At 64.2% G+C, this 16,344-nt stretch carries 9 protein-coding genes; 4 read left to right on the top strand and 5 right to left on the bottom strand.

The window, feature by feature from the left end; all coding sequences use genetic code 11:
• Positions 1 to 151: 151 nt before the first annotated feature.
• The gene (locus FW796_RS04365) at positions 152 to 2,458 is read left to right on the top strand and encodes a TonB-dependent receptor (RefSeq protein ID WP_446439054.1); all 2,307 of its coding nucleotides are present in this window, start codon (positions 152 to 154) and stop codon (positions 2,456 to 2,458) included.
• A gap of 155 nt (positions 2,459 to 2,613) precedes the next feature.
• Positions 2,614 to 5,145 (top strand): PepSY domain-containing protein, encoded by a 2,532-nt coding sequence (locus FW796_RS04370; RefSeq protein ID WP_446439055.1) that lies wholly within the window; start codon positions 2,614 to 2,616, stop codon positions 5,143 to 5,145.
• A 159-nt stretch (positions 5,146 to 5,304) separates the two neighbouring features.
• Here the strand turns inward: FW796_RS04370 and FW796_RS04375 are convergent, their stop codons facing one another.
• Positions 5,305 to 6,846: an alkaline phosphatase D family protein gene (locus FW796_RS04375; RefSeq protein WP_446439056.1), complete on the bottom strand. Its 1,542-nt coding sequence runs from the start codon at positions 6,844 to 6,846 to the stop codon at positions 5,305 to 5,307.
• Between the two features lie 280 nt (positions 6,847 to 7,126).
• Between FW796_RS04375 and FW796_RS04380 the strand changes: the two genes are divergently transcribed.
• Positions 7,127 to 8,206, top strand: a complete 1,080-nt coding sequence (locus FW796_RS04380; protein WP_446439057.1) for an MFS transporter — start codon at positions 7,127 to 7,129, stop codon at positions 8,204 to 8,206.
• A gap of 108 nt (positions 8,207 to 8,314) precedes the next feature.
• Here FW796_RS04380 and FW796_RS04385 read toward each other — a convergent pair whose 3' ends face one another.
• The 4 genes from FW796_RS04385 to ptsP all read right to left on the bottom strand — a co-directional run bounded on the left by FW796_RS04385 (position 8,315) and on the right by ptsP (position 15,046).
• Entirely contained in the window at positions 8,315 to 8,695 is a 381-nt protein-coding gene (locus FW796_RS04385) for a DUF6124 family protein (RefSeq protein WP_446439058.1), read from the bottom strand.
• A 794-nt stretch (positions 8,696 to 9,489) separates the two neighbouring features.
• Positions 9,490 to 11,232, bottom strand: coding sequence for a PTS fructose-like transporter subunit IIB (locus FW796_RS04390; RefSeq protein WP_346633658.1), 1,743 nt, complete (start codon positions 11,230 to 11,232; stop codon positions 9,490 to 9,492).
• Positions 11,233 to 11,243: 11 nt separating this feature from the next.
• Positions 11,244 to 12,185: a 1-phosphofructokinase gene (gene pfkB, locus FW796_RS04395; protein ID WP_041115950.1), complete on the bottom strand. Its 942-nt coding sequence runs from the start codon at positions 12,183 to 12,185 to the stop codon at positions 11,244 to 11,246.
• On the bottom strand, positions 12,185 to 15,046 hold the full coding sequence (gene ptsP, locus FW796_RS04400; protein ID WP_346633659.1) for a phosphoenolpyruvate--protein phosphotransferase: 2,862 nt from the start codon (positions 15,044 to 15,046) through the stop codon (positions 12,185 to 12,187). Before ptsP ends, pfkB begins: the two co-directional genes overlap by 1 nt.
• A gap of 302 nt (positions 15,047 to 15,348) precedes the next feature.
• Between ptsP and cra the strand changes: the two genes are divergently transcribed.
• Entirely contained in the window at positions 15,349 to 16,344 is a 996-nt protein-coding gene (cra, locus tag FW796_RS04405) for a catabolite repressor/activator (RefSeq protein WP_446439059.1), read from the top strand.

Consider the following 16,344-nt stretch of genomic DNA (forward strand, 5'->3'; position numbering starts at 1 on the left):
AAAACCCGACAGACGAACGAGAACGCAAAAACCGTAAGGATAAATTGTAAAGAATGTAAATTCAGTGCGAATAGTAATGTTTCGCAATTGATAACAATTGTTTCTTTCCCCTATATTCCGCGGCCTCAAATCCTTGGGGAGGGGAATCACCATGTCACGCCAACAACCACCATCCGCTGTCAGTTCACCACGCCTGCTGGCGTCTGCGATTGGCGTGGCGATTACCGCCGGCTCCGCGGGCCATATGGCCCAGGCCGCTGAAGACACCAACCAGAAGACCTCGGGCAAAGCCATTGCTCTGGAGGCCACCAGCATTACCGGTGAGGCCCAGGACAGCACGTCCTACCAGGAGGAAAAGGCGTCGTCACAGAAATACACCGCGCCACTGGTGGATACACCGCGCTCGGTCACCGTGGTTCCGCAGCAGGTCCTCAAGGACACCGCTGCCACCTCCCTGCAAGACGCACTGCGCACGGTACCGGGCATCACCTTCGGCGCCGGTGAAGGTGGCAACCCTCAAGGTGACCGTCCGTTCATTCGTGGTTTCGACGCCCAGGGCGACACCTATCTCGACGGTGTGCGTGACACCGGTGGCCAGAGCCGCGAGATCTTCGACATCGAAACCATTGAAGTGAGCAAAGGTCCGAACTCGGCCTTTGGTGGACGTGGCTCCGCGGGCGGCAGCCTGAACCTGACCAGCAAGATGCCCAAGCAGCAAGACTTCCTCAACGGTGGATTCACCTACGGTTCCGACCAGACCCGACGCTACACCCTGGACGTCAACCGGCAGTTCCTCGAGGGTGCCGCGTTCCGTCTGAACCTGATGAGCCACGAACAGAATGTGGCGGGTCGTGACGCCGTCAACTACGACCGCTGGGGCGTGGCACCGTCGCTGACCTTCGGCCTGGGCACCCCGACCCGGGTCAACCTCAGCTACTACCACATGGAAAGCGACGACCTGCCGGATTCGGGCATTCCCTACGGCTACAGTTCCGCGAGCGCCACGGCCCACGGCCACGACAAACCCACCGACGGCGGCGACAGCAGCAACTTCTACGGTTTGAAGGACCGCGACTTCCGCAAGACCCGCGCAGACATCAGCACCTTCTCCATCGAGCATGACTTGAGCGACACCATGACGCTCAAGAACACTCTGCGCCACGGCAGCACCGGGCAGGACTATGTCCTCACCCAGCCGGACGACAGCAAGTTCAACGTCAACCGCTATGGCACTGTATGGCGTCGCGCCAACAGCCGCGTCTCGACCACGGAAACCACCACCAACCAGACCGATCTGTTTGGCGAATTCCACGCACTGGGCTTCAAGCACAATTACTCCACCGGGCTTGAGTTCACGGGCGAAGAAACCCGTGTCAGCAGCTATACCGTCAGCCCCAACAGCAACCCGACCTGTACCACGAACAAAGTGGGCAACAGCGGCGGCAGTTGCACCTCACTGGGCAATCCGAACCCGGACGACGCCTGGACCGGCAGCGTTGCACGCAACTACAACGGCACCAACACCAAGGCCACCAGCCGTGCCGCCTACGTCTTCGACACCATCGAGCTGGACCCGCAATGGCTGCTGAACGTCGGCTTGCGCTACGACACCTTCGACACCGTGGCCAACACCAACGCGGTCCCCACTGCCACGGTCAAGGCCAGAAGCAAGCTCAAAGACGACAGCCAGTTCTGGAACTGGCAGGCCGGCCTGGTCTGGAAACCAACCGACAACGGCAGTGTCTACGCCTCCTACGCCACCTCGGCTACCCCGGCCGGCGCGCTGGTGGGCGAAGGTGCCGAGGGCAACCCCCTGGCTGCCGGCGCCAGTACCAGCGACCTGCAACCTGAAGAGACGGTCAACTATGAACTGGGGACCAAGTGGAACGTGCTCAACGACCGCATGTCCCTCACCGCGGCGGTATTTCGTACCGAGAAGAAAAACACCCGCGTCCTGGTGGACGCACTGACCTACCAGAACGCCGGTGAGTCCCGTGTCGACGGCCTGGAACTGGGCGCCAGCGGCAAGATCACCGACAAATGGCAAGTCTTCGCTGGCTACAGCTACCTCAAGAGCGAGCTGGTTGATCCAGGCTTGACCGGTCGTAACGGCGTGATCACCGCAGGTGCGGCCTCGGCCAAAGGCAATGAAATGCCCAACACGCCGAAGAACAGCTTCAGCCTGTGGAGCACCTACGCCATCACCTCGAAACTCACCGTCGGTGGCGGTGCGTTCTACGTCGACGATGTCTACGGCGACACCGGCAACACCGTGTACGTACCGTCCTACACCCGCTACGACGCCATGGCCAGCTACAAGCTGACCAAGAACGTCGACCTGCAGTTGAACGTACAGAACCTGACCGACAAGACCTACTACGACAAGGCTTACGCGTCGCACTTCGCCAACCAGGCGGCCGGCCGTACCGCCCTGATGAGTGCCAACTTCCACTTCTGATCCAACGCAGCCCCTCCTGTGGCCCCGGCCACAGGCAGCCAAGCCCCGCGCATTTCAATGCCTGGGGCTTTTGCGTGTAAGAAAGAATGCTTCTCGACAACCCACGGCATAATGCGCGCCGTGTTTCACCTCTCTGGACGTACAAGGCGGTCGATGTGTTGAAGAAAACCCTGTTCCAGCTGCACTGGTTCTTCGGCATCAGCGCGGGGCTGATCCTGGCCCTGATGGGCATCACCGGGGCGACGGTGTCGTTCCAGGACGAGATCCTGCGCGCCCTCAACCCATCGGTGCTGCAAGTCGACAAGCTCCCCGCCGGAGTGCTGCCGCCCGCCGAACTGGTGGAAAAAATCCAGGCCGCCGAAGGCAAGACCGTGTCCATGCTCTGGGTGGAAACCGACAGTGGCAACGCCGCACGGGTGTTCTTCACCCCGCCGCCGGGGGAACGTCGTGGCCAGATGCGCTACTTCGATCCTTATACCGGCGAATTCATGGGCGACGCCGTCGGCCAGGACTTCTTCGGCTTCATGCTGCAACTGCACCGTTTCCTGGCCATCGGCGACACCGGCCGCCAGATCACCGGCGCCTGCACCCTGATCCTGATCTTTTTCTGCCTGTCCGGCCTGTACCTGCGCTGGCCGCGCCAGGTCGGCAACTGGCGCGTGTGGCTGACCCTGGACTGGGCCAAGAAAGGTCGCGGCTTCAACTGGGACCTGCACGCGGTGTTCGGCACTTGGTGCCTGCTGTTCTATCTGCTGTTCGCCCTCACTGGCCTGTACTGGTCCTACGATTGGTACAGAGAGGGCCTGACCAAACTGCTCTCCGACTCGCCACACAGTGAACGCCAGCGCGGCGGTCGCGGCGGCCCACCGCCCAAGGGCCAGGCGCCGCTGGCGGACTACAACGCCATGTGGAGCAGCATCTACAGCGCCGCCGGCAAGGACCTCAGCGGCTACAACATCCGCATGCCGCCAGTGGCCGGTCAACCGGCGACGGTGTTCTACCTGTTGAAGGACTCGCCCCACGATCGAGCGCTGAACCAGCTGACCCTGGACCCCGCCACCGGGGTCATCAGCCGTCATGACCGCTACGCCGACAAGAGCTTCAAGTCGCAGTTGCTCACCAGCGTCTACGCCCTGCACGTGGGCAGCTACTTCGGCCTGATCGGACGCATAGTGCTGACCCTGGCCTCATTGAGCATGCCGCTGTTCTTCGTCACCGGCTGGCTGCTGTACCTGGACCGGCGTCGCAAAAAGCGCCAGATCAAGAACGCTCGCCAAGGCCTGGAAAGCGCCGCCGACGATGGCTCGGCGTGGCTGATCGGTTTCGCCAGCCAGAGCGGCTTTGCCGAACAATTGGCCTGGCAGACGGCCGGGCAATTGCAAGCTGCCGGGGTCAGCGCCAAGGTCCAGTCGCTGGCCAGCCTCAGCGAACAGGATCTGCGCAGCGCCCAACGCGCGCTGTTCGTAGTCAGCACTTTCGGCGACGGTGAAGCCCCGGACAGCGCGAGGGGCTTCGAACGCAAACTGCTGGGCCGCGAGCTGCCGCTTGCGGGTTTGCAATACGCCGTGCTCGGCCTCGGCGACCGCCAGTATCAGCACTTCTGCGGCTTTGCCCGGCGCCTGCATGACTGGCTGTCGAGCCAGGGCGGCAACACCCTGTTCGCCCCCATCGAAGTGGACAGCGGCGACACCTACGCCCTGCGCCACTGGCAACAGCAACTGGGCCAACTGACCGGACAGGCTCCCGTGGACCTGTGGCAGGCCCCGGCCTTCGACAACTGGACCTTGAACACCCGCACCCTGCTCAACCCTGAAAGCAGCGGTTCCGGAGTCTACCTGCTGCAGTTGCTGGCCCCCAGCACCAGTAGCTGGCTAGCGGGCGACCTGGTGGAAGTCATGCCACGCAACAGCCCATGGATGGTCGACTACTTCCTCAACGGCCTGGGCCTTTGCGGTGAGAGCAAGGTACAGCTCGACGGCCTGGAAGAAAGCCTCGAACAGGCCCTGGGCAGCCGCCAACTGCCGGAAAACCGCAGCCATCTGGTGGGGCTGCATGCCCAAGCCCTGGTAGACGCCCTAGTGCCCTTGAGCATGCGCGAATACTCCATCGCCTCGATTGCTGCCGACGGTTGCCTGGAGCTGCTGGTACGCCAGGAACGCCACGCCGACGGCAGCCTGGGCATCGGCTCCGGCTGGCTGACCGAACACGCGCCAGTGGGCGCCAGCATCAGCCTGCGGGTCAGACGCAACAGCGGCTTCCACCTGCCGGCCGAACCTTGCCCGCTGATTCTGCTGGGCAACGGCACCGGGCTGGCGGGCTTGCGCAGCCTGCTCAAGGCGCGGATCGCCGAGGGCCAGCAACGCAACTGGCTGATCTTTGGCGAGCGCAATGCCGAGCATGACTTCTACTGCCAGGACGAACTGCAGGAATGGTTGACCCGCGGCGACCTGAGCCGCCTGGACCTGGCGTTCTCCCGGGACCAGGCCGAGAAAGTCTACGTCCAGGACCGCCTGCGCCAGGCGGCGGACGAGCTTAAAAAATGGCTGGACGATGGCGCCGCGATCTACATCTGCGGCAGCTTGCAGGGCATGGCGTCGGGGGTGGATCAAGTGCTCAATGAAGTGCTGGGCGCAGACCACGTCGAACGCCTGATCGAACAGGGTCGCTATCGCCGCGACGTTTACTGAGGCCTCAGACGCTTCGCTGGCAAGCCGGCTCCTACACCCATCGTGCTGCATCCTCCGTAGGAGCTGGCTTGCCAGCGAAGGCGCCCGTCAGAACGGCGCAAGGCTCAAAACCCTATTCGCCGGCAAGCCGGCTCCGGGACGGGGCGTTGTCGAGGAGGGTTACACCGGTTGCAGGTTGTGCTCGTACACCGCCACGCCATCCAGGTCCCGCAGGATCACCTTCAGCTCTGCCGTCTGCCCATCGATCTGCACTTCGCCAAAGAACTGGAAGCCGGCAAAGGGCGAAGTGTTCTGTGCAGGCGGCGCCTTCTGAAACACCACTTCCGGGCCGAAGGTTTTATCCAGCACATTGGGCCCGAAACTCCCGGCATTCAGCGGGCCGGCAACAAACTCCCAGAACGGTTCGAAGTCCTGAAACGCCGCGCGATCCGGGTGGTAATGGTGGGCCGCGCAGTAATGCACGTCCGCCGTCAGCCACACATGGTTGCGCACCTGATGCTTGCGCAGATGCGCCAGCAATTCGGCAATCTCCAGCTCACGCCCCTGGGCCGGCCCCGGGTCGCCGTTGGCAACGGCCTCCCAACGCGCCACCCCGGGGCTGACTTCACCATCGGGCACACCGAGGCCAATGGGCATGTCCGCCGCCACCACTTTCCACTGGGCCGAAGAATCCTTGAGTTCGCGCTTCAACCAGTCCAGTTGTTCACGGCCGAGGAAGGGTTTCTCGCCGCCGAGGTTGTCGTCATTGGGGCCGCGATAACTGCGCATATCCAGCACGAACACGTCCAGCAACGGCCCATAGCTGAGCTTGCGGTAAATCCGTCCGCCACCATCGGCGCTCTGCCGGCGCATCGGCGAATACTCCAGCCACGCCTGGCGCGCGCGGCCCACCAGGGTCTGGATGTCCTTGGTCACGTAACGTTCGTCCAACTGCTTGCTCGGCGACCAGTTGTTGACCACCTCATGGTCGTCCCACTGCCAGATCTGCGGCACCTCGGCGTTGAAGCGGCGCAGGTTGTCGTCCATCAGGTTGTAGCGGTAGTTGCCCCGGTACTCGTCCAGGGTTTCAGCCACCTTGCTCTTGGCCTCGGTGGTGATATTGCGCCAGATGCGCCCGTCTTCCACGGTCAACTGCGCCGGCACCGGGCCGTCGGCGTAGATGGTGTCGCCGCTGTGGATAAAAAAGTCCGGCAGACGCAGGCGCATCGCCTCATAGATGCGCATACCACCGATGTCCGGGTTGATGCCAAAGCCCTGGCCCACCGTGTCACCGCTCCAGACAAAACGGATATCCCGGCGTTGCGCCGGCGCACTGCGCAAATGGCCGAACCAGGGTTCACTGACCACGCCAGACTGGGCGTCCTCGAAGGTCACCCGATAAAAGATCGCCTGATCGGCCGGCAACCCGGTCAACTCCACCCGCGCCGTGAAGTCGGTCCGCGCATCGGCCAGGGGCGAGATGAAACGCCGAGGGTTGCTGAACATGCTGCGCGTATCCCACTCCACCACCATCCGCGCCGGGCGGTCGCTGCGACTCCAGATCATCGCCCGATCCCCCAGCAGATCCCCGGACTGCACCCCATCGGTGAGCTGCGGCCGATCCTTGACCGAGGCGATCACCGCCGGCGCCAGGCTCGGCAGCAACAGCCCCGCCCCGGCGATTTGCATGACCCGACGACGGCCGAGGTTGAACTCGCTCATGGTGACTCCCTGACAATGGTCAAAAGGCAACCTTAGTCAGTGGGGATGAAGGGGGTGTGACAGAGGCTTCTTTCCAGTGCCGGCTATTCCTGCGAGCTATAAAATTAGAATTCGTAATTCCAAACCTCCCCGCCAGTGGATGCTATAACCGAGCGCTCAGGCACGGCCCCAGGCGGTGCATATTTCCACCTCCCCAGGCCCTCTATCGATGGAACACCCGAGCCTCGAGTACAGCAACAGGCAACGCTGGTGGGTACTAACGCAAATCAACAGCCTGTCAGTGCTATCCCAAGTAGTGCAGATCGGCAGCATCACCCCGCTGCTGTCGCTGTCCCTGGAGCAGCAAGGCGTGGAACCGGCGCAGATCGGCCTGATCATCAGCGCCTCATGGCTGGCGATCCTACTGCTGTACCGCGTCGTCCCGCGCCTGCTCGGGCACCTGGGGCTGGTCAGGGCCAACCTGCTCAGTGCGCTGTTAAGCATCCTGGCCCTGATCGGCATGAGCCAGACCCACAATCTGATCGGCCTGTTCGCCCTGAACTTCGTCCTGGGCATCGGCCTGATCCTGCGCTGGATCGCCTGCGACACCTGGATCGTCGCCGTCGCTTCGAAGAGCGAGCGCGGCCGAGCCATCGGTGTGCATGAAACCCTCATGGGCCTGGGCATCGCCATTGGCCCACTGTTGCTGGTGGTCTTCGGCGTCAACGGCCCGGCCCCGTATTACGCCTGCGCCGTGCTGATCTGCATATCCGCCGCTCTGGCCCTGACTCTGAGAGGCCACGACTGCCAGCCACAGACACCCCGTGAAAAACACCGCAGCCAGTTGTTCCGCGTCATTCCCGTGGCGTTGTGTGGGGCCTTCCTGGCGGGTTTTGCCGAAACCTCGTCACTGTCTTTCCTTGCGGGGTACAGCCTCTCGGCCGGCTATCTGCTGACCGCTGCCACACTGCTGGTGACAGTGTTCGGCGCGGGCGGCACCCTGCTGCAACTGCCCATCGGCTGGTTGGCGGACAAAAGCGCCTACAAGACCAGCCAACGGGTATGCGGTCTGCTGCTCCTGGCCGGCGCCCTGGCGCTGCCGCTCAGCCAATCGGTGCCCTGGCTGACAACCGTGCTGGTGTTTGTCTGGGGGGGCGCCATTGGCGGAATGAACACCCTGGCAGTCATCGAGGCCGGTGACCGGGTCGACGAACAGCAAGTATCCACGGCCATGACCGCCATCGCCCTGTTCTACACCTTGGGCAGCGTAGTAGGGCCTGTGGTAACCGGTGCCAGCGTGTCCTACCTCAGCCCCCATGGCTTGATGATTACCGTGGGCGTGGCCGGCGCGATTTTCGTCGGCCTGCTGCTGCGTCGATGAAGGCCGATTGAGTGCCGCTACCTTGGCGTACGCTTGCTCCCACTGGCCATGCCCTAACGCTTTAGCCATCCGAATGGGAGCAAGCCTTCCCTGCGCTGCAGCAGCGACTCAGCTGGAAGAACGACGATTGCCATCAAGCAAGGCATCGACCACGCCACGGGCCATTTCCACTGAATGCACCAGGGACCAGATCAGGCCACGCTCGATGCCGCTGGCGTGTTCGGTGATCTCGTCGGACACCTCTTCGGCGGCTTTGAGCAGCATGGAAACGTGGAGCAAGGCTTCTTCGGCACTGATGCCGGGGCGGACAGTGAAGGGCGAATCGGTGCCCGCCGGACCCGCGGCGGTGTGGTGGAGAGCCGCGATCAACGAGCTGTTTACGCGAGTGCTGGCCAGTGCATGGCGAACGACTTCGTTGGCCAAATCGTGGTCGGGATTACGACGGGAAGAAGGATGGCAAACAGGTGGATCGGGGACGATCTTTTTCATGGTGCAGCTCCTTGGGGTGGAGCCACCACCTGACGCTGCTAAACGTAAGGTGGCAGCTGTACGCGGGTTAGCAGACCGGTCCAAGAAATCCGGCGCACCCAAGGGCGCCCCACGCACAGCTGCCATAACAGAACTCGGCAGGTCAAAAGCCAACCGGGACAGGGGCAATACTTGCGTGTCTTGGAATCAGGCGGCTAAACCCGATCACTGAATATTCAGTGACGAACCGAGCCTATTGAGCCGAGTACCCAGCCGCAAGCGCCAAGGAGTGTCTCGGAAACCCCTTACAAAAGAAAGAGACTTGGCCGACGGTAGCCGCTGGAGAAAGCCGCAATAAGCCCGGGGCGCAGCCTGCAATAGCAGGTGCGCCGAGGTTGAGCAGCGAGAAAAAAGGGCGAGCCCGGCTTGGGACGTCTTCGCCAGCCGGAACGGCGCAGGGCTTGCGGGCCTATTCGCCGGCAAGCCGGCTCCTACGGAACTGCGGTGGCGCGCTCTCCTCCGTAGGAGCTGGCTTGCCAGCGAAGGCGTCGGCCGAAACGGCGCAGGGCTCAAGGGCCTGTTCGCCGGCAAGCCGGCTCCTACAGAACTGCGGTGGCGCGCTCTCCTCCATAGGAGCTGGCTTGCCAGCGAAGGCGTCGGCCGGAACGGCGCAGGGCTCAAGGGCCTATTCGCCGGCAAGCCGGCTCCTACGGAACTGCGGTGGCGCGCTCTCCTCCGTAGGAGCTGGCTTGCCAGCGAAGGCGTGGGCCGGAATGGCACAGGGCTCAAGGGCCTGTTCGCCGGCAAGCCGGCTCCTACGAAGAGGCGGGCTGCAGGGCCAGCTCCACCGCCTCGGGCCGTTTCACTACCGCATACACCACCGCAGTGAGCAGGCTGCCCGCGACAATCGCCAGCAGATACAGCAGGGCGTGGTTGATGGCATTCGGGATCAGCATGACGAACAGGCCGCCGTGGGGCGCCATCAGTTTGCAGCCGAAGTACATCGACAAGGCCCCGGTCAGGGCGCCGCCGGCGATGCTCGCCGGGATCACTCGCAACGGGTCTTTGGCGGCAAACGGAATCGCCCCTTCGGAGATAAAGCACAGGCCCAGCACCAGGGCTGCCTTGCCGGCTTCACGCTCGGTCTGGGCAAATTTGCGTCGGGCAATGAAGGTGGCAATCCCTAAGCCAATGGGCGGCACCATGCCCGCGGCCATGGTCGCGGCCATCGGTGCATAACTCTGGGAAGCCAGCAGTCCTACCGAGAACGCATAGGCCGCCTTATTGATCGGCCCGCCCAAATCCACGCACATCATGCCGCCCAGCAGCACGCCCAGCAGAATCGCGTTGGTGGTGCCCATGCTGTCGAGGAAGTGGGTCAGGGCTTCGAGCATGCCCGCCACGGGTTTGCCCACCACGTAGATCATCACCAGCCCGGTGAACAGGCTGGCCAGCAGCGGGATGATCAGGATCGGCTTCAGCGCCTCCAGGCTTTGTGGCAAACGCGCATATTTATTGATCGCCTTGGCCGCATAACCGGCGAGGAAGCCGGCGACGATGCCACCGATGAAACCCGCGCCCAGGGTGCTGGCGAGCATGCCGCCGATCATTCCCGGTGCCAGCCCTGGTCGGTCGGCGATGGAGTAGGCGATGTAACCCGCCAGCAGCGGCACCATCAACTTGAAGGCGGTCTCGCCGCCGATCTGCATCAAGGCCGCGGCCAAGGTGCCCTCTTCCTTGAATGCGGTGATGCCGAAGACGAAGGACAGGGCAATCATCAGACCGCCCGCCACCACCATCGGCAGCATGAACGACACCCCGGTCAGCAGGTGTTTGTAGACCCCGGTCTTTTCCTGTTTGGCCGGTGCCTGGGCGCCTGGCGCGGAGGACTCCAGCTGGCCCTCGGCCAGGGCCTTGTTCAGGGTCGCCTCGGACTGTTTCAGGGCCACGCCGGTGCCGCAGCGATAGATGCGCTTGCCGGCAAAACGCTCGGTGGCCACTTCGATGTCCGCCGCCAGCAGCACCACGTCGGCCTCGGCAATGGCTTGGGCGCTCAGCGGGTTGCGGGCGCCCACCGAGCCTTGGGTTTCCACTTGCAGGTCGTAGCCCAGGCGCTTGGCGGTCTGCTGCAAGGCCTCGGCGGCCATGAAGGTGTGCGCCACGCCGGTCGGGCACGCAGTGATCGCCACCAATCGCGGCGCGCGTTTGCCCGCCTCGACCACGGGCTCGGCACTGGCCTCGCTGGCCACATGGACCTGGGCCTCTTCGGCGCCGCGACGCAGCACTGCATCGACATCCTGCAAGGCCTGGGACGGGCTGCTGCGGTACACCCGTTTGCCGACAAAGCGCGACATATCCACAGGCCCGGTGCTGACCACCAGCACCCACTCGGCGGCTTCAAGGGTGGCCGCTGACAGTTGGCGTTCCGGGTGCGCCTCATCGTGCACTTCAACGCTGGTGCTCCAGCCCTGGCGCTGGGCCGCGGCGTCCAGCAGGCGAGCGCAGAGCACGCTGGTGACCATGCCGTTGGGGCAGGCGGTAACTATGGCTAACTTCATACGCAACCCTCTTATTGTTCTAGGAGGGGATGCACGCGCACCCCCTGCTCCAGCCGGGCCAGTTGCACCCTGTCGCTGATGCCGAAACCGATCTGGGTCACGGCCATGGCGGCAATCGCCGTGGCCGTGCGCAGGGTCTGTTCAAACGGCTGGGCGCTGAGCAGGCCGTGGAGCATGCCCGCCAGCAGCGAGTCGCCGGCGCCCACGGTGCTGACCACGCTGACCTTGGGCGGCAGGGCCTGCAAGGACGGTGCAGCACTGAACCAGTTGACCCCCTCGGCGCCGTGGGACACCACCACGTGCTCCACGCCCTGGGCGCGCAGCAGGCGCGCCGCCTCGGCTTGCCCCGCCACGGACACCACCGGGCTGCCGAGGGCGTCCGCCAGCTCTTCGGTGTTGGGCTTGATCAACCAGGGCCCAGCGGCCAGACCGGCGCGCAATGCGGCGCCGCTGGTGTCGAGGGCAACTTTCAGGCCGAGGTTTTTCAGGCGCAGCAGCAGTGCCTGGAACCACTCAGGACTGACGCCTCGCGGCAGGCTGCCAGCCACCACCACCGCGTCATGCCCGGGAGCGATCTGTTCCAGACGCTCAAGCAAGGCCTGTTGCGCAGCCGCGCTGACCACCGGCCCAGGACCGTTGATATCGGTAATGCGCCCATCACTTTCGGCCAGTTTGATGTTGCTGCGGGTGTCGCCGGGCACACGAATGAAGGCATCGACAAAGCCGCGCTGGGCGAACAAGGCGTCGAAGGCCTGTGGATTGTTTTCCCCGAGAAAGCCGCTGACGGTCAGTTGATGACCGAGGTCGGCCAGCACCTGGGCCACGTTCACGCCCTTGCCTGCGGCATGGGTGTGCATGGCGTCGCTGCGGTTGACCTGCCCCGCATCCAGGCGCGCCAGCTGCACCGTCAGGTCCAGCGCCGGGTTGAGGGTCAGGGTGAGAATCTTCGCCATTACATGGCCTCCACTAGGGCGCGCACTTCGTTGGCGCTGCCGACGGCCAAAGCCTGTTGAGCAAGGGTTTGTGCCTGAGTCAGGCTGAGGTCGCGAATCCGCGCCTTGACCTCGGCGATGCTGCGTCCGGAGACGCTGAGTTCATCCACCCCCAGGCCCACCAGCACCGGCACCGCCAGCGGGTCGGCCGCCAGCTCGCCGCAGACCCCGACCCACTTGCCGTGGGCATGGGCGGCACGCACGGTGATGTCGATCAGTTGCAGCACCGCCGGGTGCAGGCCGTCGGCCTGGGCCGACAGCGTCGGGTGGCCGCGGTCGATGGCCAGGGTGTATTGGGTCAGGTCGTTGGTGCCGACGCTGAAGAAGTCCACTTCCTTGGCCAGCACCGGCGCCAGCAAGGCGGCGGACGGCACCTCGATCATGATCCCCAGTTGCAGGTCGGCCACGGGGATTTCCTGGCGCAGACGCTCGGTCATGTCCCGGGCCTGACGCCATTCTTCGACGCTGCCGACCATGGGGAACATGATCCGCAGTGGACGGTTGTCCGCCGAGCGCAGCAAGGCGCGCAATTGCGCTTCCATGATCAGTGGCCGCTGCAGGGTCAGGCGGATGCCGCGCACACCGAGGAAGGGGTTTTCTTCCTTGGCGATCGGCCAGTAAGGCAGCGGTTTGTCGCCGCCCACATCCAGGGTGCGCACCACCAGCGGACGCCCGGCGAGGCCGTCGAGTACGCGGCGGTATTCGGCTTCCTGGGTGGCTTCGTCCGGAGCCTGGGGATGGGCCATGAAGATCAGTTCGGTGCGCAGCAGGCCGATGCCCTCGGCACCGTTTTCCACGGCGGCGGCGACACCGGCGCTTTCACCGATATTGGCGAACACCTCGACGGCATGACCATCGGTGGTATGGGCCAGTTGATGGCGCTGTTCGGCGGCCGCCTTGAGCCGCTGCTCGCGGCTGTCACGCTCTTCGGCCGCCCGTTGCAAGGTCGTGCTATCAGCGTCCACATGCAGGCGACCGCGCTGGCCGTCCAGCAGCAAGGACGTGCCGGACTTGATCAGCAACACGCTGGCCCCCGCGCCCACCAGGGCCGGAATCCCCAGGGCCCGGGCAACGATGGCGCTGTGGGCGGTGGCGCCGCCGCGGGCGGTGAGAATGCCGGCGACCCGGGTCGGATCGAGGCGCGCGACGTCCGAGGGGCCGACTTCGTCCATCACCAGGATGTAGGGCTGGTCCGGCTCGGCGGGAGTTTCGATGCCGCACAGTTGCGCCAGCACCCGGCGGCCAATGTCCCGCAGGTCGGCGGCACGCTCGGCGAGCAAGGCGTCCTGCAGGGCTTCCTGTTGTTTGGCGGCAGTTTCAATCACGGTCATCCAGGCCGCTTCAGCGCTTTCGCCCTGCTTGAGGCGGGTGTCCACTTCGTCGGTCAACTCGGGGTCGTCGAGCATTTCCTGGTGGGTGATGAAGATCTCGCGAATGGCCTTGGCCTGGCTGCGCTGGATCAAGCCGTCGATGTCCTGGCGCACTTCGGCCAGGGCCTGCTGCAGGCGCTGGCGCTCGATAGCGGTGGACTCGCCCCGCAGCGGGTAGTCGATGGCTTGCTGAACCTGGATATGGGCCGGGCCGATGGCGATGCCGGGAGCGGCGGCGATGGCCTGGATCAGGCTGCCGGAGGCCGGCGCGCTGAGCGGGACCACGACTTCCTGCTGTTCTTCCCGAGGGGCGCTGACGGCCGGCAGTGGCTCAACCTCCTCGCCCAGCCCCTCTTCGATGGCCGCCAACAAAGCAGGCAAAGCGTCGGCGGCAATGCTCGGTTCAGCGATCAGTTCCAGCACCTGGCCGCGTCGGGCACCGAGGCTCAGCAGCTTGCTCAGGCTTTTTACCGAGACGGCCGAATCCTTGCCGTCGGCGATGCGGATGCGGATCTCGCCCTCGAAATTTTTCGCCAATTGCGCCAGCACCTTGGCCGGGCGGGCATGCAGGCCGTGGGCATTGGCCAGGGCGATACGGGCGCTGGGCCAGTCCGCCGGCAACTCGCCGCCGAGCACTTCCAGCACCGCACGGCGGCTGGTGGCACGGCCCAGTTCCTGGCCTCGGCCTTCGATCAGCAGCGCACACAAGCGTTCCAACAACGCTTGATGGGCCTCCCCCAGGCTGGCCAGGCAGAACAGGCCGCTCAGGGGCTGGCCCAGGTAGCGGATGGGTTTGTCCGGGGTGACAAAGGCCAACCCCGGGCGCAGCACGGTCTGCTCGCTGTGCAACCACCACAGGCCGTCGCCCAGGGGCAACGCATCGACCTGTTGCAGCACCGCGGCAAAGCCGTTGCTCACGCACTCGGCCTGGCGCAGCAGACGGGCGCCACGCCAGACCAGTTCTTCGAAGTCTTCCGCCGCCACCCCGAGGCCGATCATCTGCGCATCCAGCGCCAGTTCCTGGGGCGCACCCTGCAACAGCTTGAGCAGGGCCTCCGGGGAACTGGCGCGACGCAGGGCCTGGCCCAGGTCGGTTTCACCCAGGGCGCGGGTCAGGAGTTGCAGGAGTCGCAAATGCTCGTCGGATTTGGCCGCGATGCCGATGGCCAGGTAAACGATCTGCCCATCGCCCCAATCCACGCCGTCGGGAAACTGCAGCAGGCGCACGCCGGTGGCAAAGACCTGATCGCGGGTTTCCGGAGTGCCGTGGGGAATGGCGATGCCTTGGCCAAGAAAGGTCGAGCCCTGGGCCTCGCGGGCCTTGAGACCGGCCAGGTAACCCTCGGCCACCAGGCCGTCAGCCACCAGTTTGTCGGCCAGCAAATGCAGCGCCGCGGACTTATCCACAGCCGACTGGCCCATGGATATCTGCTCTACAGTGAGCTCGAGCATGGCTTCTCCTATTTAGCGCGGCAGGTGGCGGCGCTAGGTATTGTTTTAAGTAAGCAGCGTAGGCGTCTTTATGGCCACAAACGGGACTCATTACCTGGCAGGGGTGATTTTCCGTTTGCGCTTTTGCCTAGAAAATACGCCAGCTGAAACGTTTAATCTAGCAAGATTGGTACGTTACTCGATAATCTCAGTGCCTTGTAGTCCTTCTGGTCGATTGCCGGTTCCGACGTTGGTCGCCTGCCCAGATCAGGTAGGATTGGCGAAAATATCGGGGCAAGCACCAAAAACAAGGAAATCCCGGGTTGAAACTCAGTGATATCGCTCGCCTGGCCGGTGTGTCCGTCACCACCGCCAGTTACGTCATCAACGGCAAGGCCGAACAACAACGCATCAGCAACGCCACCGTGGAACGGGTGCGTGCGGTGGTGGAAGAACACGGCTTCACGCCCAACCCCCAGGCGGCCGGCTTACGCAGCCGGCACACCCGGACCTTGGGTTTCATTCTCCCGGACCTGGAAAACCCCAGCTACGCGCGGATCGCCAAGTTGCTGGAGCAAGGCGCCCGGGCCCGGGGTTATCAGTTGCTGATCGCCAGCTCCGACGACGCACCGGACAGCGAGCGGCAATTGCTCCAGCTGTTCCGTGCTCGGCGTTGCGATGCGCTGTTCGTCGCCAGTTGCCTGCCGCCGGAAGATGACAGCTACCAGCAATTGCAGGCCCAGGGCCTGCCGATCATCGCCATCGACCGGGTGATGCCGCCCGAGCTGTTCTGCTCGGTGATCAGCGACGACCTGCAAGCCAGCCTGCACCTGACCCAGAGCCTGTTGCAGCCCGAACCCAAGCAGATCGTGCTGATCGGCGCCCGCCCGGAGCTGAGCATCAGCCAGGAGCGCGCCGCCGGATTCCGCCAGGCCCTGCAAGGCTTCGGTGGCGAAGTGCTGATCGAGCACGGCGAAGCCTTCAGTCGTGATTGCGGCCGGCAGTTGATGGAAGAGCTGCTGCAGCGCCTGGGCCATCTGCCGGATGCCCTGGTGACCACATCCTATGTGCTGCTGCAGGGCGTGTTCGACGCCTTGCACGACTTCCCGCTCAAATCCCGCCCGCTGCGCCTGGGCACCTTCGGTGATACCCAACTGCTGGACTTCTTGCCGCTGCCGGTCAACGCCATGGCCCAACAGCACCCACTGATCGCCGAGAAAGCCCTGCAACTGGCCCTGGCCGCCATCGAAGAGGGGCAATACCAGCCCGGCGTCCAAGCCATTGCCCGGACCTTCAAACAGCGTATCCAGCAGGATTGA

The organism is Pseudomonas sp. 910_21, assembly GCF_052850735.1.